General features: G+C 62.9%; 19 protein-coding genes. 13 read left to right on the top strand and 6 right to left on the bottom strand.

Annotated elements, in window-relative coordinates:
• Window position 1 precedes the first annotated feature (1 nt).
• Window positions 2-1,816, top strand: a complete 1,815-nt coding sequence (gene recQ, locus V5B59_RS04005) for a DNA helicase RecQ (RefSeq protein ID WP_169071217.1) — start codon at window positions 2-4, stop codon at window positions 1,814-1,816.
• A 2-nt stretch (window positions 1,817-1,818) separates the two neighbouring features.
• Here the strand turns inward: recQ and V5B59_RS04000 are convergent, their stop codons facing one another.
• Entirely contained in the window at window positions 1,819-3,294 is a 1,476-nt protein-coding gene (locus V5B59_RS04000; protein WP_332351603.1) for an FMN-binding glutamate synthase family protein, read from the bottom strand.
• Between the two features lie 59 nt (window positions 3,295-3,353).
• Here V5B59_RS04000 and nadC point away from each other — a divergent pair, with 59 nt between their 5' ends.
• Complete coding sequence (gene nadC / locus V5B59_RS03995; RefSeq protein ID WP_169071218.1) at window positions 3,354-4,214, top strand: carboxylating nicotinate-nucleotide diphosphorylase; 861 nt, start codon at window positions 3,354-3,356, stop codon at window positions 4,212-4,214.
• A gap of 156 nt (window positions 4,215-4,370) precedes the next feature.
• Window positions 4,371-4,508 (top strand): hypothetical protein, encoded by a 138-nt coding sequence (locus V5B59_RS03990; protein WP_169071219.1) that lies wholly within the window; start codon window positions 4,371-4,373, stop codon window positions 4,506-4,508.
• Between the two features lie 41 nt (window positions 4,509-4,549).
• On the opposite strand, the gene thrC is transcribed toward V5B59_RS03990, so the two are convergent.
• Both thrC and V5B59_RS03980 read right to left on the bottom strand, forming a co-directional pair.
• Entirely contained in the window at window positions 4,550-6,025 is a 1,476-nt protein-coding gene (gene thrC, locus V5B59_RS03985) for a threonine synthase (protein WP_169071233.1), read from the bottom strand.
• 133 nt (window positions 6,026-6,158) lie between these two features.
• Window positions 6,159-6,809 (bottom strand): GGDEF domain-containing protein, encoded by a 651-nt coding sequence (locus V5B59_RS03980; protein ID WP_034913429.1) that lies wholly within the window; start codon window positions 6,807-6,809, stop codon window positions 6,159-6,161.
• Window positions 6,810-7,324: 515 nt separating this feature from the next.
• On the opposite strand from V5B59_RS03980, the gene V5B59_RS03975 reads away from it, so the two are divergent.
• Window positions 7,325-7,921 (top strand): DMT family transporter, encoded by a 597-nt coding sequence (locus V5B59_RS03975; protein ID WP_332352170.1) that lies wholly within the window; start codon window positions 7,325-7,327, stop codon window positions 7,919-7,921.
• Window positions 7,849-8,670 (top strand): DUF2062 domain-containing protein, encoded by an 822-nt coding sequence (locus tag V5B59_RS03970; RefSeq protein ID WP_332351602.1) that lies wholly within the window; start codon window positions 7,849-7,851, stop codon window positions 8,668-8,670. Before V5B59_RS03975 ends, V5B59_RS03970 begins: the two co-directional genes overlap by 73 nt.
• A gap of 12 nt (window positions 8,671-8,682) precedes the next feature.
• Here the strand turns inward: V5B59_RS03970 and V5B59_RS03965 are convergent, their stop codons facing one another.
• Complete coding sequence (locus tag V5B59_RS03965; RefSeq protein WP_288128936.1) at window positions 8,683-9,165, bottom strand: hypothetical protein; 483 nt, start codon at window positions 9,163-9,165, stop codon at window positions 8,683-8,685.
• A 245-nt stretch (window positions 9,166-9,410) separates the two neighbouring features.
• On the opposite strand from V5B59_RS03965, the gene V5B59_RS03960 reads away from it, so the two are divergent.
• From V5B59_RS03960 to V5B59_RS03940, 5 genes are read left to right on the top strand one after another with little or no spacing between them, the layout of a single operon-like run.
• On the top strand, window positions 9,411-11,528 hold the full coding sequence (locus tag V5B59_RS03960; protein WP_169071221.1) for an FHA domain-containing protein: 2,118 nt from the start codon (window positions 9,411-9,413) through the stop codon (window positions 11,526-11,528).
• Between the two features lie 29 nt (window positions 11,529-11,557).
• The gene (locus tag V5B59_RS03955) at window positions 11,558-12,811 is read left to right on the top strand and encodes a serine/threonine-protein kinase (RefSeq protein ID WP_169071222.1); all 1,254 of its coding nucleotides are present in this window, start codon (window positions 11,558-11,560) and stop codon (window positions 12,809-12,811) included.
• 7 nt (window positions 12,812-12,818) lie between these two features.
• On the top strand, window positions 12,819-13,652 hold the full coding sequence (locus V5B59_RS03950; protein ID WP_169071223.1) for a Stp1/IreP family PP2C-type Ser/Thr phosphatase: 834 nt from the start codon (window positions 12,819-12,821) through the stop codon (window positions 13,650-13,652).
• Entirely contained in the window at window positions 13,652-15,139 is a 1,488-nt protein-coding gene (locus V5B59_RS03945) for a serine/threonine-protein kinase (RefSeq protein ID WP_169071224.1), read from the top strand. Before V5B59_RS03950 ends, V5B59_RS03945 begins: the two co-directional genes overlap by 1 nt.
• A complete protein-coding gene (locus V5B59_RS03940; RefSeq protein ID WP_169071225.1) occupies window positions 15,136-15,687 on the top strand; it encodes a hypothetical protein in 552 nt (183 codons plus the stop codon). Before V5B59_RS03945 ends, V5B59_RS03940 begins: the two co-directional genes overlap by 4 nt.
• Before the next feature lie 8 nt (window positions 15,688-15,695).
• Here V5B59_RS03940 and V5B59_RS03935 read toward each other — a convergent pair whose 3' ends face one another.
• A complete protein-coding gene (locus V5B59_RS03935) occupies window positions 15,696-16,298 on the bottom strand; it encodes a MarC family protein (RefSeq protein ID WP_034909841.1) in 603 nt (200 codons plus the stop codon).
• A gap of 134 nt (window positions 16,299-16,432) precedes the next feature.
• A complete protein-coding gene (locus V5B59_RS03930; protein ID WP_332351601.1) occupies window positions 16,433-17,593 on the bottom strand; it encodes an ISAs1 family transposase in 1,161 nt (386 codons plus the stop codon).
• Window positions 17,594-17,780: 187 nt separating this feature from the next.
• Here V5B59_RS03930 and V5B59_RS03925 point away from each other — a divergent pair, with 187 nt between their 5' ends.
• From V5B59_RS03925 to fdhD, 3 genes are read left to right on the top strand one after another with little or no spacing between them, the layout of a single operon-like run.
• Window positions 17,781-19,481 carry an NAD(P)H-dependent oxidoreductase subunit E gene (locus V5B59_RS03925; RefSeq protein ID WP_169071228.1) on the top strand — a complete coding sequence of 567 codons (1,701 nt, stop codon included), beginning with the start codon at window positions 17,781-17,783 and terminating at the stop codon, window positions 19,479-19,481.
• On the top strand, window positions 19,474-22,251 hold the full coding sequence (gene fdhF, locus V5B59_RS03920; protein WP_169071229.1) for a formate dehydrogenase subunit alpha: 2,778 nt from the start codon (window positions 19,474-19,476) through the stop codon (window positions 22,249-22,251). Before V5B59_RS03925 ends, fdhF begins: the two co-directional genes overlap by 8 nt.
• Window positions 22,252-23,157 carry a formate dehydrogenase accessory sulfurtransferase FdhD gene (gene fdhD / locus V5B59_RS03915; RefSeq protein ID WP_034910307.1) on the top strand — a complete coding sequence of 302 codons (906 nt, stop codon included), beginning with the start codon at window positions 22,252-22,254 and terminating at the stop codon, window positions 23,155-23,157. It abuts the gene before it with no gap.
• The last annotated feature ends 55 nt before the right edge of the window (window positions 23,158-23,212 follow it).

The following is a 23,212-nucleotide window of genomic DNA, read 5'->3' as shown; positions in this document are numbered from 1 at the left end:
CATGAGCAAGCCCGCGGTCGACATCCTGCGCCGGGTTTTCGGCTACCCGTCGTTTCGTGGTCAGCAGGAGGAAATCGTCGACCAGCTCGTCGCTGGCGGTGACGCACTGGTGCTGATGCCGACCGGCGGCGGCAAGTCGCTCTGCTATCAGATCCCGGCACTGCTGCGCCAGGGCGTTGGGGTGGTCGTCTCGCCGCTGATCGCGCTGATGCAGGACCAGGTGGATGCCCTGCGCTTGGCGGGTGTGCGCGCGGCTTTCCTGAACTCGTCGATGGATTTCCGGTCGGCGGTCGATACCGAGCGCCGATTGCTGGACGACGGGCTGGATCTGATCTATGTGGCACCGGAACGGCTGCTCAGCGAGCGTTTCATCGGCCTGCTCGAACAACTCGTCGCGCGCCGGCAACTCGCACTCTTTGCGATTGACGAGGCGCATTGTGTTTCACAATGGGGACACGATTTTCGCCCGGAGTACATTCAGCTCTCACAGCTGCACCAGCGCTTCCCTGGGGTACCGCGAATCGCCCTGACGGCGACTGCCGACCAGCTGACCCGGCAGGAAATCATCACCCGCCTGAACCTCGAGGAAGCGAGCTTGTTCGTCGCAAGTTTCGATCGGCCAAACATCCGTTACACGATCGTCGAGCGTGACAACCCGCGCAGGCAGTTGCTGAGCTTTCTCGGTGCGCACCATGGTGCGGCCGGCATCGTCTATTGTCTTTCGCGCCGCAAGGTGGATGAAACCGCCGTCTGGCTGAATGCGCAGGGAGTGACTGCCCTGCCGTACCATGCCGGACTGACCGCTGGCGACCGGCAGCGTCACCAGCAGCGCTTTCTGCGCGAGGATGGGCTGGTGATGGTGGCCACCATCGCTTTCGGGATGGGAATCGACAAGCCCGATGTGCGCTTCGTCGCCCATCTCGACCTGCCCAAGAGCCTCGAAGCGTATTACCAGGAAACCGGGCGCGCCGGGCGCGACGGTGATCCGTCGCAGGCGTGGATGACCTACGGATTGAATGATGTGGTCATCCACCGGCAAATGATCGAGGAGTCGTCGGCACCGCTCGAGCAGAAGCGCGTCGAAAGGCAGAAGCTCGAGAGCATGCTCGCCTACTGCGAATCGGGACAGTGCCGTCGCGTCCTCCTGCTCAACTATTTTGGCGAGGCCGCAGCGCCCTGCGGCAACTGCGATGTCTGCCTTGACCCGCCGCTGCTCTGGGACGGTACGGTGGCTGCACAGAAAGCACTGTCCGCAGCCTTGCGAACCGGCCAGCGTTTTGGTGCCGGGCATCTGATCGACATCCTGCGTGGCAAGCTTACCGACAAGGTCAGGCAGTTCGGTCACGACCGCCTGCCGACTTTCGGCGTCGGAGCGGAGATGGACGACATGGGCTGGCGCTCGGTATTTCGGCAGTTGCTCGCCGCTGGGGTGCTCGAAGCCGACGCTGCGGCCTACGGGGCGCTGAAGCTGACGGACAGCGCACGGCCGATTCTCAAGGGGGAAATCAGCCTCAAGCTGCGACGGCGTTCGGATCGGCCAAAGGGCAAGCCAGCCCGGAGCAAGGTCGTGCCAGGCAGCTCGCCGCAGCGAGCCAAGGATTCGCCACTGCTGGCCAGGCTGCGGACCTGGCGCAGCGAGAGAGCGCGCGAACAGGGTGTGCCCGCTTACGTGATCCTGCATGATCGCGCGCTCTACGAGATCGCTGCGCTGCTGCCCGACTCTGTGCAGGCGCTGCTCGCCGTACCGGGGATCGGCCTTGCCAAGGCCGACCGCTACGGCGAAGACCTGCTGGCCATCGTCGCGGCGGCTGACTGATTTCAGGGCGACGTCGCCGGATAGGGATAGAGTCTGTCGAGTGCGACGCTCTGTCCGGAAGGCTGCACGATGCGTACATGCTCGCGGTGCAGTTCGCGGGCATGGCGCAGGCCGCAGGAGTGAGCGATCATTTCGATTTCCCTGTTCATGTTCCGGCAGTAGGACGCCACCCGCGTCGCTTTGTCCTCGACGACCAGGCCGCGCTGCAGGCGCGGATCGTGCGTGGTGACGCCGGTCGGACAAGTATTGGTGTGGCAGCGCAGGGCCTGGATGCAGCCCAGCGAGAACATGAAGCCACGCGCGGTATTGACGAAATCGGCGCCCGTCGCCAGCGCCCAGGCGACGCGCGCCGGCGTCACCAGTTGGCCGGCAGCGATGATCCGAATCCGTTCCTTGAGGCCGCTGGCCAGCAGTGCGTCGGCAACCAGTGGCAGGGCTTCGTCAATCGACATCGCCATGTGATCGGCCAGCGCCTGCGGTGCGGCACCACTGCCGCCCTCGCCGCCGTCTATGGTCAGAAAGTCGGGTGCTGCCTGCAGACCACGCTGCGCGACCGCTGCCGTGAGTTCCTGGATGAAGCGATCACCTCCGATGGCGGTCTTGACACCCACTGGCTTGCCGGTGATGGCCCGGACATGTTCGACCCGGTCGAGCAGTTCGTCGATGTTGGCGATGTCGCGGTGGCGGTTCGGGCTCAGTGAATCGCGTCCTTCGGCGATGCCGCGGATGCGTGCGATCTCGGGCGTCACCTTGTTGCCCGGCAGAACCCCGCCCTTGCCCGGCTTGGCTCCCTGCGAAAGCTTGATCTCGAAAGCCCGTACGCTCGCTTGTGCGGCGAGTTCGCGCAGGCGCTCGTCGGACAGCTCGCCGTTGCCATCCCGAACGCCGTACTTGGCCGTACCGATCTGAAAGATGATGTCGCAACCGCCTTCCAGGTGATAGGGAGAAAGCCCCCCCTCACCGGTGTCCAGCCAGCAGCCGGCCGCCGCTGCGCCATGAGACAGCGCGCGTACGGCAGGTTGGGAGATGGCGCCAAAACTCATGGCACTGATGTTCACCAGCGAGCGGCCGACGAAAGGGGTCCGACAATGGCCTTCACCAATCACCAGCGCTGGTGTTGCCTGTTGCTCCTCATCGAGGACGGGGAACGGAGCATTGACGAAAACCAGAGCGCCGGGCGTATGGATCCGGTAGGTCGAGCCGAAGCCGATAATGCCACCTTCATTCTTGGCCATGCGGTAGACCCAGCTGCGAGTCGCCCGGTCGAAGGGCATCTCGTCTCGGTCGCCGAGAAAAAAATACTGCCGGAAGTATTCGCCGAGAGTCTCGAAAAAGTAGCGCAAATGACCGACCAGCGGAAAATTCCGCAACACGGCATGCTTTTCCTGCGTGACGTCCTGTACATAGAGGTAAACCAGGCCGCCGGCGAATGCAAGGGCAAGCATCACCCCCAGGCCAACAAGCAGCAGGTCAAGCATATGTGTCTCCCTTCGGTGGTAGAATTGGTCAAGTCAGCTCTTAGTGTACGGGAATTGTCATGACCTTTGCAGCCATGCTGGATACGGAAATCGAGCGCAACGTCGCGGCCGCGCTCAGCGAGGATGTCGGGAGCGGCGACCTTACCGCACAACTGGTTCCCGCCGGCGAAATCCGGCGCGCCACCGTGATTGCTCGTGAAAACGCCATTCTTTGTGGGACCGCCTGGTTCGAACGCTGCTTCACCCGGCTCGATGCGGCGATCGCCATCGTCTGGAAGGCGGAGGATGGCCAACGCATCAACCCGGATCAACTGCTTTGCGAAATCGAGGGACCGGCGCGCGCCCTGCTCACCGGCGAACGCAGTGCGCTCAACTTCCTGCAGCTGCTTTCCGGGGTTGCCAGCAAAGCCAGGCAATACGCTGATCTGGTTGCCGGTACGCGGGCGCAGGTGGTTGATACGCGCAAAACGATTCCCGGTCTGCGCCTGGCACAAAAGTACGCGGTCAGATGCGGTGGTGGTGGCAATCACCGCCTTGGCCTCTATGACGGGATTCTGATCAAGGAAAACCACATTCTTGCCGCCGGCAGCATCGCCGCCGCCCTGGCTGCCGCGCAACGGATCGCCGAGAGCGCGGCAGGTCGTTGCCAGTTCGTTCAGATCGAAGTCGAAACCCTGGCCGAGTTGGGGCAGGCACTCGATGCCGGTGCGGAAATGATTCTGCTCGACAACATGGGGCTTGACGAGATGCGTGAGGCCGTAGCGATTGCCGCCGGTCGTGCCGTTCTCGAAGCGTCGGGCAACGTCAGCCTGGATAGCGTGCGTGCCATCGCCGAGACCGGAGTAGACCGCATTTCGATTGGCAGCCTGACCAAGGATGTTCGCGCCCTTGATCTGTCGATGCGTTTTCAGGTGCTGTAGGCGTTCGCCAACACAGCGTGCGGCTTTGCTGTAGGGTTGCCGTCCGGCAGCGCGATCGCCGACCGGAACGGTGAGCAAGGCGGTCATATAAAATTTGGCCCGAGCGATGCAAAGCCGGCTGGCCGTTGGTTCTGCGCAACAAGGGGGGGTGGTCCGATGCTGTTTGCGCTGTTTTACGTGTTGGCAATTTCGATTCTGATCATGCACTTCACGGGATTCCTGGCGCGGCATAATCTCGAATGGCTGATCCTGGTGCTCGCCGTCGCCGTTTTTCCGGCCGTGATCTATCTCTAGAACGCGGTTTCTCCATCCCGCTTCGGCCGGGCTGCCCAGAATCAGCGCAGGTGCTGCGCTATGAAGCTTCTCACTGCATCAACACTGACGTCCATGACCGCAACCCGTTGGGGCAGGTTTTCGATCCCCTGCAGGCTGGCTGGCCGTTCGGGTTTCCGGCCAAGGGCCTCAACCAGGGTTTCCTCGAATTTGACCGGCAAGGCTGTCTCGAGGACGATCATCGGTATCTCCGGTGTTCGCCACTCGCTGCCGACCTTGAGCCCGTCAGCAGTGTGCGTATCGATCATCAGGCCATACCTGTCGAAGGTTCGGCGGATCGTTGCCAGACGATCGGCGTGCGAGCTTTTCCCGGAAACAAAGCCGAATTCCGGCAATCGGGCAAAGAACGACGTTCCGGACAGGTCAAAGCTGCGACCCGCATCGACCGCTGACCACAACTCGCGAACCATGGCCGGATCGCGGCCAACGAGATCGAAGACAAAGCGTTCGAAGTTGGACGCCTTCGAGATGTCCATCGACGGACTCGACGTGGCGCAGGTCTCGGCTGCCGCGCGTGGGCGGTAGACGCCACTCCGGAAAAATTCGTCGAGCACGTCATTCTCGTTGGTCGCCAGAACCAGTCGGCCGATCGGCAGACCCATCATGCGCGCGATGTGGCCAGCGCAGATATTGCCGAAGTTGCCTGAAGGTACCGCAAAGTCGACCTGTCGGGCGTTGCCGCCGGCAGTCGCTGCGAAGTACCCCTTGAAGTAGTAGACGATCTGCGCGGCAACCCGTGCCCAGTTGATCGAGTTGACCGCTCCGATCTTGTACTTTGCCTTGAAGGCATGATCATTGGACACCGCCTTGACGATGTCCTGGGCATCATCGAACATGCCACGTACCGCGATGTTATGGATGTTCGCATCGTGTAGAGAATACATCTGCGCCCGCTGGAAAGCGCTCATCCGCTCGTGCGGCGAGAGCATGAACACCTGCACACCCTGTTTGCCGCGCATCGCGTATTCGGCCGATGAACCGGTATCGCCCGAGGTGGCGCCGAGGATGTTGATTTCCTCGCCCTGCCTGGCCAGTACGTACTCGAAAAGATTGCCGAGCAACTGCATGGCCATGTCCTTGAAAGCCAGGGTCGGGCCGTTGGATAGTTCGAGGATCGCCAGTCCGCCTTCGCCGCGCGCGGGATCCGGTGGTTCGAGCCAGAGCAAGGGGGTGATCTCGCTCGCCTGTGCTCTGACGCGACCGTTGCAGTAAACCTCGGCGGTGTAGGTCCTGGCCAGCAAGGCTTGCAGATCGGCTGCGGGGATATCGTCAATGAATCTGGAGAGTACGGCGTAGGCCAGATCGGCGTACGACAGACCCCGCCATTGCTCAAGTTCATCACGGCCGATCTGCGGGTAAGCCTCCGGCAGGTAGAGGCCGCCGTCTGGCGCCAGCCCGCCGAGCAGGATCTCGGTAAATGTGTGAGCTGATGAATTCGGTGAACTGGCGGTGTGACCGCGAGTCGAGATATAGCGCATGGCGATGACCGTAAGGAAGAGGCGGATGGGGTATGGAGGATTGATGGCGACTGGCGAGCAGTCTACCATGCCAGGCTCTCCCCTGACGCCGGTGCGGAGCCGTGTTTCCGGTATGCCTGTGCGCAGGGAAAGCTCAGCCCGTGACGACGCAATTCTTGCCTGCCCGCTTGGCCGCGTAGGTCGCTGCGTCGGCACGCAGAATCGAGTGTTCGAGCGATTCGCCATTTTCCTGCACGACGACGCCGGCACTGAAGGTCAGGACGATGTCCTTGCCCGGGATGGCCTGCGCGGCAAGTTGTCGCTGAAAACGGGAAATTGCGGTTGCCGCCTGGCTCAGTGCCGTTTCGGGCAGCAGCAGGACAAACTCCTCGCCACCAAAGCGACAGAGGATGTCTGATGGGCGTAGCGCTGTGCGCAGAACCTTGACCAGATGAACCAGTGCCTCGTCGCCCACCTGGTGTCCGAGGGCATCGTTCAATCGCTTGAAGTCATCGAGATCGATCAGCGCCAGTGCCAGGGGGCTGTGCTTGCGGTGTGCGCGCGCCGCTTCGCGTTGGTAGGCTTCAGCAAAGCCGTGACGGTTGAGTGCGCCGGTCAGCGCGTCGGTATGGGCTGCCGCTCGCGCTTCGCTCAAGGCCCTCTCGAGGTCGCCGATGCGCAGTTCGGCGGCCAGCAGTGCCAGTGCGGCAGCTTCCCGTTGGTGCGTAGCGAAACGGTGAATGTGCGTGTGTTGCGCACGGCCGACCGCTGCCTGCAGGAAATCGGACGGCTGTGCCGACGGCATGGCATGAAGGGCAGGGCGCCGGTGCAAACGGCGGGAGACGCGCCGGGAAGAATGCATAATGGCTAAGTGGTCATGCTTGAACATTTTACTGGCTCCGTCGCGCTGCCGGTGAGGGTGGGTAGTACCCTCAGAAACGGATGTCTGCTCGAAATCTTGAGATTTTTTTCACGAATCACTAGTGGCGTCTTGTATCCATTAGCGAAATTTGACAAGCAAGTCGTGTTCACGACTTTGCATCTCGTCTCAGCCGTGTGCACGGATCACTGTGGATTCTGTCCCGTTCTTGTCTACCTGGGGTATCGTTCGGCCTTGGGAGGGCATTTACCATGGAGTCCGTTCCCGAGAGTGAGGTTTCGAAATGTCAACCGATGTGTGGTTTGCAAGCACAGGGATCCAGCCTTGCCAAGGAGGAGAGGCCCGATGCGACTACGCGATCTGAGTGATCTGATTCTTCTCGCCGCGCTCTGGGGTGGCTCCTTCCTGTTCATGCGCTACGCCGCGCCGGCTTTGGTCCGCTGCCGCTGATCTGGCTGCGCGTCGCGATCGCCGCGGGGTGTCTGGCGCCCCTGCTGATCCTGCGCCGGCAGGGCGGGGCGCTGCGCGAGCACGCCTTCGGCATCGCGGTGATGGGCGTTTTCGGTTCGGCGCTGCCATTCGTGCTGATTGCCTGGGCGATGCTGTCGATCACCGCGGGTCTGGCGTCGATACTCAATGCCACGGTGCCGATCTTCACCGCGATGATCGGCGCCCTCTGGTTGCACGAGCGCCTCGGCGCTTCGCGCGCGGCCGGTCTGGCCGTCGGTTTCGCCGGCGTGCTCTTGCTCGCCGCCGATCAGGCCGATTTCAAGCCCGGCGGCAGCGGCTGGGCGATCGTCGCCATGCTGCTGGCGACGCTGTCCTATGGCTTTGCCGCCAACCTGACCCGGCGCCTGCTCGGCGGCGTTCCGGCGCTGGTCAGTGCTGCCGGATCGCAGATCGTCGCCGCCATCATCCTGCTGCCCTTTCGCCTGTGGTTCTGGCCGAGCGTGCAGCCCGGCGGATGGCGTGGTCGGCGGCGATCGTTCTCGGCGTCGGCTGCACCGCGCTCGCCTTTCTGCTGTTCTTCCGCCTGATTGCCAACGTCGGCGCCTCGCGCGCGGTGACCGTGACCTTCCTGATCCCGCTCTTCGGCGTCCTCTGGGGCAGCCTGTTCTTCGGCGAGAGGCTCGACGCCGGCATGCTCGTCGGCGGCGTGGTCGTCGTGCTGGGACCACGCTGGCGACCGGGGTGCTGCGCTGGCCGGCGCGCGCCTGATCTCGATGCTGGGATAATGATCGCCGTGCGCCGCTTTCTACAAAAATATCTCCCTGAGCGCGAGGTCATTCACCGCAACCTCTACTTGCGACCGTTTCAGGCATCTCTGCTGCATCCGCGCTTGTGGCATCTCAATCGCCACTCGGCAGCCGGCGCGGTGGCGGTCGGACTGTTCTGCGGGCTGATTCCGGGGCCGCTGCAAATGATCGGAGCGGCAATCGGCGCGCTGATCCTGCGCGTCAATCTGCCACTGGCGTTATTGGTCACGCTGTACAGCAACCCATTGACCATCATCCCGCTCTACCTGCTGGCCTACCAGCTTGGCCGTCTGCTGACCGGCGACTCTACCGGCTTCATCGTTCCGCCGGAGTTCAGGATCACCGCCATCACCGGCTGGGCTGAGGAGGTGTGGCTCTGGATGTTCGCCGTCGGCAAACCATTGGCAGCGGGACTGGTCGCTCTCGCCATCATTCTCGCGGTCCTGGGCTATCTGGCGACCCAGGTCGCCTGGCGCCTGTACCTGGCCAACGCCAGGCGGCGCCGTAGATCCGGATCCTGGAAGCGCTGACCGCCGGACTGCTCAGTTGCCGATGTGCATCTGGTATTTGGCACCGTTGGCGAACGAACAAGTTCCGGCACCCTGATGCGGCGTGTTCATCTGATACTCACAGGACATGTACATGCCGCCAGAACTGAAGGCGCTCGCAACGCCGCGCTTTTCATCGTTCGATATGCGCGTCGCTTCTCCGCTCAGTACCTCGCCAAGATAGTTGACCACGAAGCGGCCCTTGCCGGTCATCATGTTGGTGACGCTGCCGCTGACGACACCGGTGGGGGTCGCCAGTTCATTGTTTGGATAGAGCCTGACCGTGAGCGTCGCTGGCGTGGCGCCTGCAGGCGGTGGCAGCGGCGTTCCTGCGGGTGGCAAGGGGTAAGATCTGTACTGAGCCGTGCCATCGGGCCCTGCCGCCGGCACCACGTAACAGGCAGAGGTGCTGACCGCCACAGCCAGGAACACGCTGCTCCGCCAGCCACAGAAGGATGTTCTTTTGCACATATTCATCTTCCTTTCATCGAGCGCTAATCGCCGCCCAGAGCTTGTGAAACAATCGGGACTGGAGCCTACAGATCAGTCTAAACGTACGTTTTAAATAACATTATAACGTCGTTTGTAGGCGTTTCCAGGAACTCTGCCATCGATGTCGCAGGATTGAATTGAAGGTTGATGAGCCTTGGGGTAGACTGGCACACAGGGTGATGTATCGGTAGTCAATACAATCGGGTGGCACTCACAGGAAGGATGGTCGGATGGAACGTATCGTCATCAAGCACCTTTCGGGCTCCAAAGCAAATCAGGAGATCAGCTTTCCCCTCGATCAAGTGCCGGAAATATCGCTCGGACGAGATGCCGCATCGACCGTTGCCTATGACATGGAACGTGACGATGCCGTCAGCCGCAACCATGCCAGGATCACTCGTGACCCCGCACAGAGCACGGTCTTCATCCTCACCGACCTCGGCAGCCGCAATGGTGTTTTCGTCAACCAGTCGAGGATCACCGGCAACACGGCGCTGCATCATGGGGACGTCGTGCAGCTTGGTGCCGGGGGCCCGGAATTCAGCTTCCAGATGGATCCGCCACCGGCACTCACTGCGAAGGCGACGCGCCAGATCGATCTGAGGCAGGCGGCACCTACCCGCGAGATTTCCCTGGGGCCGGCGGCGAATGCCGATGTACGACCGCAACGCGTCGTGCTCAGACACCTGACCGGCTCGAAGGCGAACCAGGAGGTCACTTTTCCGGTCGCACAAACCACGGAGATCAGCTTTGGTCGCGACCCTGCAGCCAGTGTGTCCTACGACGCCGAGCGTGACGATACGGTAAGCCGCAATCATGCGAAGATCGAGCGCGATTCCCAGCAGAAGGGCTTCACGCTGGTCGATCTCAACAGTCGCAATGGCGTGTTTGTCAATGGCGCGCGCATCCGCGACAGTGTCGCCTTGCACCATAATGACCTCATCCAGTTCGGAGCGGGAGGGCCCGAGCTTTCGTTCCAACTGGATCCGCCGCCTGCCGACGCCCTCCGGGCGACGCGTCAGTTCGACCCGCGCCAGGCGCCGCCGGCGCAGACCCGTGAGGCGACGGTGGCCCCGCTGGCGGCTGCAGCCGGCAGCGAAACAGCCGCGCCCTCCGCGACCATGGCAGGCACGCGCGGGGTAGGCAAGGAAACGGTGGAAAGGCTGATTACCGAGACCAGGGTGGAGTCGCGCAAGTCCATGGTCAACATCGTTGCGGCGTTGCTGGCTCTGGTGGCAGTGGTGGCTGGTGTGTTCGTCTTCATGGGCAGGGAAACGGACAAGAAGATCGAGGCCACGACATCGCAGGTTCAGGCGGCCAAATCGCAATCGGAAGCGACTGCGTCGACGGTCAAGGCGATGCAGAATGTAATGACGCCGAAGGAAATTGCTGCTGCGTATTCGGGGTCTACGGTGTACATCGAGGTGAACTGGAAGCTGATCGACCTGGCTTCTGGGCAACCGCTGTATCACCAATCCTGGGAGGGGAAGCCGGCCTATGTGCGGACGAACAAGGGGGATCTGGAGCCTGTGTTGACGCCACAGGCGCAGAAAAACGCTGCGCCGATTGGCGGCAGCCACTCTGGTTCGGGATTCGCCGTCACCGAGAACGGGTTCATCCTGACCAATCGCCATGTAGCTGCGCCCTGGAAAGCCTACCAGGTGTTACCAGCAGGAGTGCGACTCGAATTGAACCAGAAGAAGCAACTAATCGCCGTCGAAAATGTTCCACAGCACCGCTGGTATCCCGAGAGAAGCGTCTGGTCGCAGACGCCTCTCGGCGAGCAGAAACCCGTTGCCGGACGACATGACCGGCTGGAAGTGACTTTCGCCAACAACAAGCTGCGCATTCCCGCCAAACTCGCCCGCGTCTCGGACGAGCATGACGTGGCCTTGATCAAGGTGGACACGCCGGCAGCAGTCAAACCGACCGTACTCGCACCCGAGTCGAGCTACGAGGAGGTCAGGCCGGGCGATACGATCACCGTGCTGGGCTATCCCGGGGTCTCGCCCAAGGTATTCTTCGCCGGCAAATCGAAAGACATACTCGACCCAGGCGGAATGAATATTGTGGACATTCCGGTGCCGACCGTCACCCCAGGGGCCATCGGCAAGGTCATACGTGGTACGGTGACCACGACCAGCGGCGGCAAAGACGATTACTACAGTGCCTCGGATTCCTATCAACTGACGGCCAACGCCACCGGACCCGGTAACAGCGGCGGGCCAGTCTTCGACGATCGTGGGCGGGTAATCGGTCTCTTCTACGCCGGCAATCCGACCATCACCTTTGCGGTACCCATCAAGTTCGCCAAGGAACTGATGGAAGTCAAGGCCGTGCTCCAGTAGTTTTGCCTCCGGTGTCGGCGGCCCATACCATGCTCGCCAACGCAGCGATCGGCGAATATCGTCTGCTCGAATCGCTTGGTGCCGGGGGCATGGGCGAAGTGTACCGCGCGATACATTCCAGGATCGGGCGCGTCGTTGCAGTCAAGATTCTCTCGGGTGCCGAACCGGGACCAGGTCTGGCCGAGCGCTTCATCAACGAAGCGCGCATCCAGGCCGGGCTGCACCATCCGCACATTGCCGAACTCTATGATTTCGTCGAGTTCGATGGACGTCCCTGCATCATCATGGAGTATGTTGATGGCATTACCCTCCATGATCGGATACAGCGCGCTCGTGGCGGCATGCCGGCATCCGAAGCGCTGACTGTCTTTCGTGCCGTAGTCGAAGCCATTGCCTATCTGCACGGACGCGGCATTCTCCATCGGGACATCAAGTCCTCGAACATCAAGCTCAGTTCGAGTGGACAGGTCAAGCTGCTGGACTTTGGAATTGCCAAGGATCCCGGCAGCAAGCGCCTGACGATGGTCGGCGGTTGTGTCGGCACGATGGATTACCTGGCTCCCGAACAGATCCGGGGCAAGTCTGCGGATGCACGGGCAGATGTCTGGTCGCTGGGCGTCCTGTTCTACGAAATGCTGACCGCCAACATGCCGTTCGCCGCCGATTCGGTGGGTGTGCTCTGTGAACGCATTAGCCGCGCAGAGTACCGTACTCCGACTCTGGCCTCCCCGCTGTCCGCGGATCTGCAGCGCATCATCGGGCGCTGCCTGCGCAGCGATGCGGCCGAACGTTATCATGACGCCCGCGAACTGCTCGACGATCTCGGGCAGATCGGGCAATCGCCGCCGGCGCTGACTCCGGCGGCGGAGCGTGGATTTCGATCAGGCGGGTGGTCGACCTGGCGGGGAAACTGGCCTCTGATCGGCGCCGGGTTTTTGCTTGCTGGCGTGCTGTTTGTCGGGTTCTTCTGGAAGATGCGGCCGGAAACCGCGGTGGACGCTCCACCCAGGTCAAGCCTGGAGCATGCGGCGCCCGCCGGCTTGCCGGGTGCCGCGCTGCGGGTGGTGCGTATTGGAACGATCGACGGGCCTGCAGATATCTACGAAGAAGGCAAACTGCTTGGCACGACGGCAAGGGTGTTCGAGAAGCCGTATCCGGTAGGGGCCCATGTCGCATTGATGCTCAAGCGAGAAGGACATGAAGATGAGCGAGTGGAGTTCGAGGTTCGCCAGAGCGGTAACGAGTTTCTGGCCTGGCAGCTCCGACCGAAAGGGCGACAGTGATTCGTCGATGAGTGAAGCGCCTGTGTACTATACCATCGAGACCTGCATGGCCACGGACATCGGTTGCGTGCGAACCAGCAACCAGGATTCGATCGCTTTCGTTTCTCCGGGCGACCCCGAGGAACTCAGGAGGCGGGGTGTGCTGGCGGTAGTGGCAGATGGCATGGGTGGGCACAATGGCGGCGAGGTGGCGAGCAGGGTTGCGGTGGAAACGATCTGCCGTCGATATTTCGCAAGCCATGATGACGACCCTCTGCGTGCCATCGAGCAGGCGCTACTCGAGGCAAATGCCGCGATCTTTCGCTACGCCGAGGCCGATCGAGCACTCTCGGGGATGGGAACCACGGCAACGGTGCTGGCCTTGATCGGTCGGCGCATGTGCTTTGGGCATGTGGGTGACAGCCGGCTCTACCGTTGCTCGGATGGCCAGCTCACGCAATTGACCAAGGATGACACCCTCGTGGAACAGATGGTGAACGAAGGGCTGATCACGGCCGAACAAGCACGCTACCACCCCGAGCGCAATATCCTGTTGCGATCTCTGGGGACGCATCCGGATCTGCGTGTTACAGCCGAGGGCGGCGACCCGCCACAGCTTGGCGACACCTTCGTACTCTGCTCGGATGGCCTGTACGACAGTGTCGAAGCGCGCGAGATTGCCGAGGTGGTGGAAGCGTGCGACCCACAGGATGCCTGTCGGCGGCTGATCGAACTGGCGCGCGAGCGGGGCGGCAGCGACAACATTTCCGTCGGCGTCATTGCCGTTCGGCCTCCCGAGGCCGAGGAGAGGCCGATACCGGTGACGCGTGAGATGATCCTGGACCCGGCGGAGGGCAGGTAATGGGCAATCTCATCGGTGATTTCGAACTCGTCGCCAAGATTGGCGAAGGGGGTATGGGCGAGGTCTTCAAGGGCCGCGACACGATGCTTGAGCGAGATGTCGCGATCAAGTCACTGCGCCCGGAATTTGCTGCGCGCGCGGATATCCTTGAACGTTTTCGAACCGAGGCGGTGGCTCTGGCCCGCCTCAATCACCCGAACATCGCCGGCGTCTATCGGTTTTTCCGTCATGCTGACCAGTACTACATGGTCATGGAATTTGTCGCCGGCGAAACGCTGGACCAACTCGTCGCCCGACGCGGCGCGTTACCCTGGGAGGAAGCGATACGCTACGCAATCGCCGCACTGAGTGGTCTTGAGCACGCGCACCGTGCCGGCGTGGTACACCGCGACATCAAGCCCGCGAACATGATGGTGGCAGTGGACGGGTCGCTGAAGTTGATGGATTTCGGCATTGCACGAATCCTCGAGAAGATGCGCCTGACGCGTAGCGGTCATCTGATCGGAACGCTCGAGTACATGTCGCCCGAACAGGTTCAGGGCAGGGATGTGGACGCCCGCTCGGATCTGTACTCGCTGGCCGTGGTTCTTTTCGAACTGCTGACCGGGCGTGTCCCGTTCTCGAAGGGGACCGACTTTGAAATCATGAAGGCGCAGCTCGAGGAGCCGCCGCCGCCACTGCGCCAGTTTGCCGGCGGCGTGCCGGTAGTGCTTGAGGGCATCCTGTCGCAAGCGCTGGCCAAGGATCCGGCGCAGCGCTTCCCGGATGCCGGCGCGTTTCGCCGGGCGCTGGAGGGAGCGCTGTTCAATGACGTTCCGATGCCCGACACGCTGCCCCGTCTGGTTCCCACGACGCGCCTGTTCACCCCGCAGGATGCCACTTCCGCCGCCGCAGACGCCGGCAGAACTGCCGGCGTCGCGGAGCCAGCGCTGGCTCGGATCTCGGCCGATGCCGCCAAGGGAAGCATACGCGCATCGCCAGGGCAGGTGCTCTGGAAAAAGTACCCAGGCATCGTGGCCCTGTTTGTTGCGCTGTTGGTGCTGGGTGCTCTGGCTTGGTGGAGCAGCAGCAAGAAGAGTCCAGTGACACCGGCCGAGGTGTCTGGCGAGCTGGCGCAGAAACCCCCGGTGGCTGTAACGCCTGCGGCTTCGCCGCCGCGTGGCGAGTCCCCAGCTGCCGCCCTGAGCGCACCAACGCTGCGCGATCCAGTGCTGCCGGCGAGTGCCCCACTATCCGTCCCGGCTGCTCCGGGCAGTCCGGCAGAGGTCCCGCCTTCTTCGATCCCGGCGCCGCTAGCAGGTCCTGTTGCTGGTCCCGCGCCCGTCAGTCGCGAACGAGCCAGTTCTGGTTCGGGAGAAAAGGTCGCAGTCAAGTCGAGGGTAAGGGAAGCGCCTTCTCCACAGCCCAGCGTCCGCAGCGACCCAAACCCGCCGGTCGTCAAGCGTGACGATTCCGGTTCGGCGGGCGGATGGACCATACGAAAATGATCAATGCCTTCCGAACCACCTCGCGGTTGCGCGCTCTGCTGCTCAGTTTCGGCACGCTCCTGCTGGTCGCCTGTGCCACCGGTCAGGGTTCCTCCCCGGTCGGCGCCATTCAGTCCTGGTTCTCGCGTATGGAGAAAGGCACGCGCCAGCCCGGTGAAAAGCTCGTCAGCCCTGCCGATGTCGTCTGGAAGGAACGCAACTGCGCCAGGCTGCAACGTCCCTATATCGACATCGACTTGAACGAGGTCCTGCCCTCTCGTGTCACCGCTGGGGAAGAGTTCAATCACCGCATGATCTATTCGATGTGTCCGATACGCACTGCGGAAGTGGTGGTGGGGGACCTTTCCCGTCGCATCCTCTTCAAGGGCAATACGGTTTTCGAAGATGTTTCGCGTCGCTTCGAGATCAGACCCGGAAAGTGGCAGCTCGATGCCTTCATCGGTATACCGGCAGCGGCCCCAGCCGGTGCCTATTCCCTGGAAGTCGCTTTTTCGAGTAGCACATTGCGCTTCCAGCGCAGCGCGAGTCTGGTGGTCATCCGGCCCTAGCCGGCGGCTCAGGCGCGTCCGAGTTGCAGCGCGAAGGTCTTGATTCCCCGCAACATCATTTCAATCGACATCGCCACCAGCACCAGTCCCATCAGACGCTCCAGCGCCACCACGAAACGATCGCCGGCGACGCGCTGAATGCGTTCGGCGAGCACCAGGATGATGGCGCTGATCGCCATGGTGATGCTCAGTGCGCCGATCCATTCCATGCGCCGGTCGGGCGCCTGCGAGACCAGCAACAGGACGGTGGCCAGCGCCGAGGGCCCGGCAATCGCCGGAATGGCCAGAGGCACGATCAGCGGTTCACCCGCGGGGTCGGGGGTGTCCGCACTGGGTGGTGGAAAAATCATGCGCAGCGCAATCAGAAACAGGATCACGCCGCCGCCGATCTGCAGCGACAGCTCGCTCAAGTTCATCAGCCGCAGAAAACCCTCACCGATGAACATGAAGGTCAGCAGCAGAATGAAGGCAATCAATACCTCACGCAGAATCACCCGTGATCGACGTTCCGGCGCCACGTGTCGGAGCGCATTGGCAAAGATCGGGATGTTGCCGATCGGGTCGGTGATCAGAATCAGCAGGATCGTGGCCGAGGCAAAGGTGTAATTCATGACTCAGGAGTTCCCGTGGAGCACGCCGCTGGCAGCAGTGGATGGGGGGGGTGAAATCGGCAGGACTGCATCAGCACGGCTGCGCATCCGCGCAGAATAGCAGGCCTGCGCCAGTTCGCCCACAGGGCAATCGCTTACACGGATAGCATGATGTCTTCGCTCGCCGTCGCCGAGAAAGCGAGACTGATCAAGGATTCGCGGTAATCCTGATGCCGGTCGGCGTGAACGCGTCGGCGGCGCAAACCCATCTTCGAATCCTCATCCTTGCGCAAGGTCGCCAAGTCGAACTTGCGCAGAACGGAGAAGTTCCGCGCTGAGTGACCTTTGCGGGCACGGCAGTGATCCTCGCGGAAGACCACATCGAGTGTCCAGTGCAAACCGTTCTCGATGCCCCAATGGTTGCGAGACGCATTGGCGAACATGGCGACGGTCTGGACGCCGCTGGAACCAATGGCGTAACGATGCTCGGTATGGACGGTATTGCCGATTTCCCGCACCGACTCGATCATGCCCACACCCCCGAGTTTCTTCCACGCCTGGCGCATCGGCTTGTCCATCCAGGAGACGTCATGGATCCACGTGTAGCGGCGTGTCTCGATCCGGCCGTGATCCTTCTCGATTTCCTCAAAACGCTGAACGTTCAGGCGACCAAAGCCGGCCTGGTTGCCCTCCTCAAAAAACTCCCGAATCGCTTCGGCCAAGTTCTTCTGGTTGTCTTTGACCTGCAGGACGTAATCCCCACCCCGGTCGACGATCTTCTCCGCCACCTCGGTTTGGCAACCCAGAGCATCTGTTGTGGCAATACATCCTTTTAATATGAGTACCTCAAGCAAGTTCTTGAGCCCCGCCAACTCGTGTCCCTTGCCGCAAGTTCCCTCCTGCGCCAGACAAAGGCCACTTCCTACCGCGTAGGCCGTCACCCTATGGAGGAGTTCATTGCTTCCTTTCTTCCCCGAACCACGCAAGGTCTTCCCGTCGAAAGCGACCACTCCTTCCACGACACCGACCAATCCCGCGACCCATTGCCGAAAGCGCTCCTCAAATACGCTCCCATCCAGCACCCGAAAGATATCGCCAAACGTGTCATGGGAGGGCGTCCCTCCCTTCAGAGCCCAACCAAATTGCTCCCGCAACCACTCTTGTCGATCCCGACACCAGTCTGCGACCTCCGCCCAGTTGTCGGCGCCACACAGAGTCGCGCAAACCGCCATCACCACCGTTTCCATCAAGACGTAGCGCTTGGCCGGACCTCGACGTTTGTCCGGCAATCCCGAAAACGTTTCTACAAGCGTCATCAAACCGCCCTCCGAAAAGGAGAGAGTAGACCCCATTGCTATTTGCAAATCAATACTATGGCATAAATGCATGATAGTAAAAGAATATTCTCAGCTGCGTACGACATCTGCGTAAGCGATTGCCCTGAGTTCGCCCATTCCGCTGCCGATTTGTTAGCATCGCTACTTCAAATCGGGAAGGAAGGGCATGCACAACATCGAAGAGCCCGTCGCAGGGCGGCGCAAGGGGTATGGGCAGCGCCAGGGCCGACGGGTCGATGCCGGACGGCGTGACGCCGTCGCGAAGCTTCTCGCCGACTTGCCCCTGCGCCGCGACCTGTTGCTGGAACATCTGCATCGATTGCAGGACGAGCACGCCTGCCTGCGCTCGGGAGACCTCCTGGCGCTGGCCGATCTGCTGCGGATTGGCGTCGCCGAAGTCTATGAGACGGCCACTTTCTACGCTCACTTCGATCTTTGTGACGATGGCGATCCAGCGCCGGCGCTTGCGGTCCGGGTTTGCGACGGCCTCGCTTGCCGACTGCAGGGTGCGCTGCAATTGACGGCGTCGCTGCGCGAGTTGCTCCCGCCGGTGCGTGCCAGGGTTCTCCGGGCACCCTGCATGGGTCGCTGCGACCTCGCACCCGTGGTCCAGGTCGGCAAGCGCCATGCCGATCGGGCGAGCACTGCAGAGGTGCTCGCCCTGATCGAGGCCGCGGTCCTGACACCGCTCCCGGTCGCCAGCGAGAGTTTCGACGCCTACCGCGCACGCGGCGGCTACCAGCAGCTGCAGGCGCTGCGCAACGGCGTGTTGCCGACCGAAACGCTACTTGACGAAGTCGAAGTGGCGGGGCTGCGCGGGATGGGCGGCGCCGGCTTTCCGAGCGCTCGAAAATGGCGACTGGTCAGCAAGGCGCCGGCACCACGCTACCTGGTCTGCAACGCCGATGAGGGCGAACCGGGAACTTTCAAGGACCGCCTGATCCTGGAACAGCAGCCACACCAGTTCCTCGAAGGGCTGCTGCTGGCGGCCAGTTGCATTGGCGCTGCCCGTTGCTGGATCTACCTGCGCGACGAATACCCTGCCGCGCACGCCATACTGACCCGCGAGATCGCCTTGCTCGAACGGCTGAAACTTGTCGAAGCGGGCTTCATCGAATTACGCCGCGGCGCCGGCGCCTATATCTGCGGCGAGGAGTCGGCGCTGCTCGAGTCGATCGAGGGCAAACGCGGCTACCCGAGACAGCGTCCGCCCTACGTCGCCGAGGCCGGACTTTTCGGGCGACCAACCTTGGTCAACAACGTCGAGACGCTGGCGCTGGTACCGGGAATTGTCGCCGGCGGAGGCGCCCGCTTCGCTGCGCTGGGCAGTGAGGGTTTTGCTGGTCTGCGCAGTTACTCGGTCTCTGGCCGGGTGCGCGAGCCAGGGGTAAAGCAGGCGCCGGCGGGAATCAGCGCGCGCCGCCTGATCGACGACTACTGCGGCGGCATGGCCGAGGGTCATCAACTGCTGGCCTACTTGCCCGGCGGTGCCTCGGGAGGGATTCTGCCGGCGAGCATGGCCGATCTGCCGTTGCAGTTCGGCGAACTCGAGAAGGTCGGCTGCCTGATCGGTTCGGCGGCAGTAATCGTCCTCTCCGACCACGACGACCTGCGCGCTGCGGTGCAGGCGCTGCTCGAGTTCTTCGCTGACGAGAGTTGCGGCCAATGCACGCCCTGCCGGGTCGGCACCGAAAAGATGCTGGCCTTGTTCTGTGTACCCGAACCGGACCTGGAACTGCTCAAGGAACTGGCCACGGTGATGCGCGATGCGTCGATCTGCGGCCTCGGCCAGGCGGCGCCGAATCCGCTCATTACCGCGTTGCGCTATCTGCCACAGCACCTGATGACCGGCCACGGCGATGACTGAGACCGGATCGGCAGAGCTTCGCTTCGTTCTCGATGGCCGCCCGTTGACGGCGCTGCCCGGCGAAACCATCTGGCAGGCAGCGCGGCGTGCCGGCACGACGATTCCTCACCTGTGTACGCGCACAGCGCCAGACTATCAGCCGGGCAACAACTGCCGCGCCTGCATGGTCGAGATCGACGGCGAGCGAAATCTCGCCCCCAGTTGCAGCCGCAAGGTCAGCGAGGGGATGCAGGTGCGCAGCGACACTTCCGAGCGTGCCCGGCAAAGCCGGCGCATGGTGATCGAACTGCTGCTCACCGAACAGCCGCCACGCGCGCAGGCGTACGACCGTAACTCGGCGTTCTGGTACTGGGCCGGGCAGTCGGGTGTGCATGCCAGCCGCTTTCCGCAACGCACAAGAGTTGCCCGCGCCGACCGCAGCCACCCGGCGATGAGCGTGCGGCTCGACGCCTGCATCCATTGCCAGCTCTGTCTGCAGGCTTGCCGCGACATCCAGGCCAACGACGTGATCGGCATGGCCGGTCGCGGCGCAGCGGCGAGGATCGTTTTCGATCTCGACGACCCGATGGGCCGATCGAGCTGTGTCGGCTGCGGTGAATGCGTGCAGGCCTGCCCGACCGGCGCACTGCTGCCGACAGCGATGCTTGCCGACGATGGCAGCGGCCTGCTCGGGGCAGGCGAGACCGTCGACCGCGTCGTTCCCAGCGTCTGTCCTTACTGTGGCGTCGGCTGCCAGGTCGACTATCAGATTCGCAAGGATCGGATCATCGCCGTCAGCGGCCGCAACGGGCCGGCCAATCGGGAGCGCCTGTGTGTCAAGGGGCGCTTCGGCTTCGACTATGTGCACTCGCCACAGCGCTTGCTGAAACCCCTGATCCGCCGCGAAGACGCGCCCAAGGTCGCCGACGCAGCTTTCGACCCGGCCAGGCCCGGCACACATTTTCGTGAAGCGAGCTGGGAAGAGGCGCTGCTGCGGGCCGCGTCGGGGCTGCGGTCGATTCGCCAGCAACACGGTGGCGGCGCACTCGCCGGTTTTGGTTCGGCCAAGTGCAGCAACGAGGAAGCCTACCTGTTCCAGAAGCTGGTACGTACTGGTTTCGGCACCAACAATGTCGACCACTGCACTCGCCTCTGTCATGCCTCGTCGGTCGCGGCCTTGATCGAAGGCGTCGGTTCCGGCGCGGTATCGGCATCGTTCATGCAGATCGACCACGCCGAGGTGGCGATCCTGATCGGCTGCAATCCGGAATCCAACCACCCGGTCGCATCGACCTTCTTCAAGCGCGCCGCACGCCAGGGCACCCGCCTGATCGTCATCGACCCGCGCCGCCATGGTCTGGCGCGCTTTGCCGACAAGACGCTGCAGTTCCGGCCCGGGACCGATGTCGCGCTGCTCAACGCGCTGCTGCACACGATCATCGACGAGGGCTTGTTCGACCCGGCGTATATCGCCCGCCATACCAGCGGCTTTGCCGAGATGCGCACGCACCTTGCCGCTTTCAGCCCGGAAGCGATGGCCGCAGTCTGCGGCATCATGGCCAGCGAAATCCGCGCGGTGGCGCGACTCTACGCCCGATCGAAAGCGTCGATGATCTTCTGGGGGATGGGGATTTCGCAACACGCGCATGGCACCGACAACGCGCGTTGCCTGATTGCTCTGGCGCTGATGACCGGACACATCGGCCGTCCCGGCACCGGTCTGCATCCGCTGCGCGGGCAGAACAACGTCCAGGGCGCATCGGACGCCGGTCTGATCCCGATGGTCCTGCCTGACTACCTGCCGATCTCGGTGGCCGCCAATCGCCGACGTTTCGAACAGCTCTGGAACACCACTCTCGATCCACGGCCGGGGCTGACAGTGGTCGAGATCATCAACGCCGCTGCCGCCGGCGACATCCGCGGCATGTACATCCTTGGAGAAAATCCGGCGATGTCCGACCCGGACCTCGGGCATGCGCGGCAAGCGCTGGCGTCTCTCGAACATCTGGTGGTGCAGGACCTGTTTCTCACCGAAACCGCAATCTACGCCGACGTCGTCCTGCCGGCTTCGGCCTGGCCGGAGAAGGAGGGCAGCGTGACCAACACCAATCGCCAGGTGCAGCTCGGTCGGCAGGCGCTGCCCTTGCCCGGCGATACCCGGCCCGATTGGTGGATCATCCAGGAGCTGGCACGCCGGCTCGGCCTCGACTGGCGCTACGACAGCCCAACGGCGATTTATTCCGAGATGCGCATGGCGATGCCCTCGCTGGCCAACATCAGACGCGAGCGTCTCGTGCGCGAGGGTTCGGTGAGCTACCCCTGCGCCGGCGACGACGTGCCGGGTGCCGACGTCGTTTTCGAGAATGGTTTCCCGACGCCCAGTGGTCGTGCCGGCTTCGTTCCCGCCGCCCTGCTGCCACCCGACGAACAGCCGTCCGAGGAGTATCCGCTGATCTTGTCAACCGGGCGCCTGCTGGAGCATTGGCATACCGGCGCGATGAGCAGACGCAGCGCCACGCTCGACGCACTCGAACCCGAAGCGGTGGTGACCGTCAGTGACGAAGACCTGCGTCGGCTGGGACTTGCCGACGGCGAGCGTGTCCGCCTGAGCACCCGGCGCGGTGCAATCGAAGCCACGGCCCGCGCCGATCCGGCCGTCGCGCCCGGATCGTTGTGGCTGCCATTCTGCTTCCACGAAGCCGCCGCCAACCGCCTGACCAACCCGGTACTCGACCCCTTCGGCAAGATTCCCGAATTCAAGTACTGTGCGGTACGCCTGGAGCGTGCCTGAATGAGCACCTTCGCACTGGCGCCCGACCCCGACGATCCGGAACTCACACGCAAGGTCGAAGGCTGCGACCACCGCGGCCAGGCGGTGGCGCTGAGTGTCGTCGTCGAGCGACCGCTGACCCTGTATCTGAACGGTACCGAGGTGGTCACGCTGATGACCATCGGCGACCACCCCGAGCTGCTGGCCCTGGGCTTTCTCCTCAACCAGAACATGCTTGCCGGCGACGATGCGGTCACCGCCGTGGATTATGACGGCGACCTTGACGTGGTCGTCGTTCGCACGCGCAGCGAGTCGAGCTACGAACAGAAGCTGCAGCGCAAGATTCGCACCTCGGGCTGCGCGCAGGGGACGATCTTTGGCGACATCATGGAGCGCTTCGACGACATCCGCCTCGACACTGCCGCCGAGGTACGCTGCTCATGGCTGCAGAGCCTGTTCCTGCAGATTGGCCGGCAACCGAGCCTGTACCAGAAGGCCGGCGCGATTCACGGTTGCGTCCTCTGCGAGCGTGACCGCCCACTCGTCTATATGGAGGATGTCGGACGGCACAATGCCGTCGACAAGATCGCTGGCTACATGCACCGCCACGGTCTCGGCGGCCGCGACAAGATCTTCTACACCACCGGACGCCTGACCAGCGAAATGGTGATCAAGACGGTTCAGATGGAGATCCCGATCCTGGTGTCGCGATCGGGTTTCACGGCCTGGGGCGTGGACCTTGCCCGGCGCGCCGGACTGACGCTGATCGGGCGCGCCAGGGGGCAGCGCTTCATCGTCCTGTCCGGCGGCGAAAGGCTGGTCTACGACCTCGATTTCGCCAAGGCAGCGGCCGACGATGGCCTCGATCCGCGGGAACAAGGCAGAAGCAAGCGATCCGGGGAAAAATCGGCAGATTCGGCGCCATGACGCCATGCATTCCCAGGCTTGTGCTCGTGCCGCCAGCAGTGCCGCCAGTGCAAGT

Origin of the sequence: Candidatus Accumulibacter contiguus (assembly GCF_036625285.1) — a bacterium.
Lineage (GTDB): Bacteria > Pseudomonadota > Gammaproteobacteria > Burkholderiales > Rhodocyclaceae > Accumulibacter > Accumulibacter contiguus.
This window is presented reverse-complemented; position numbering and strand designations above follow the sequence as displayed.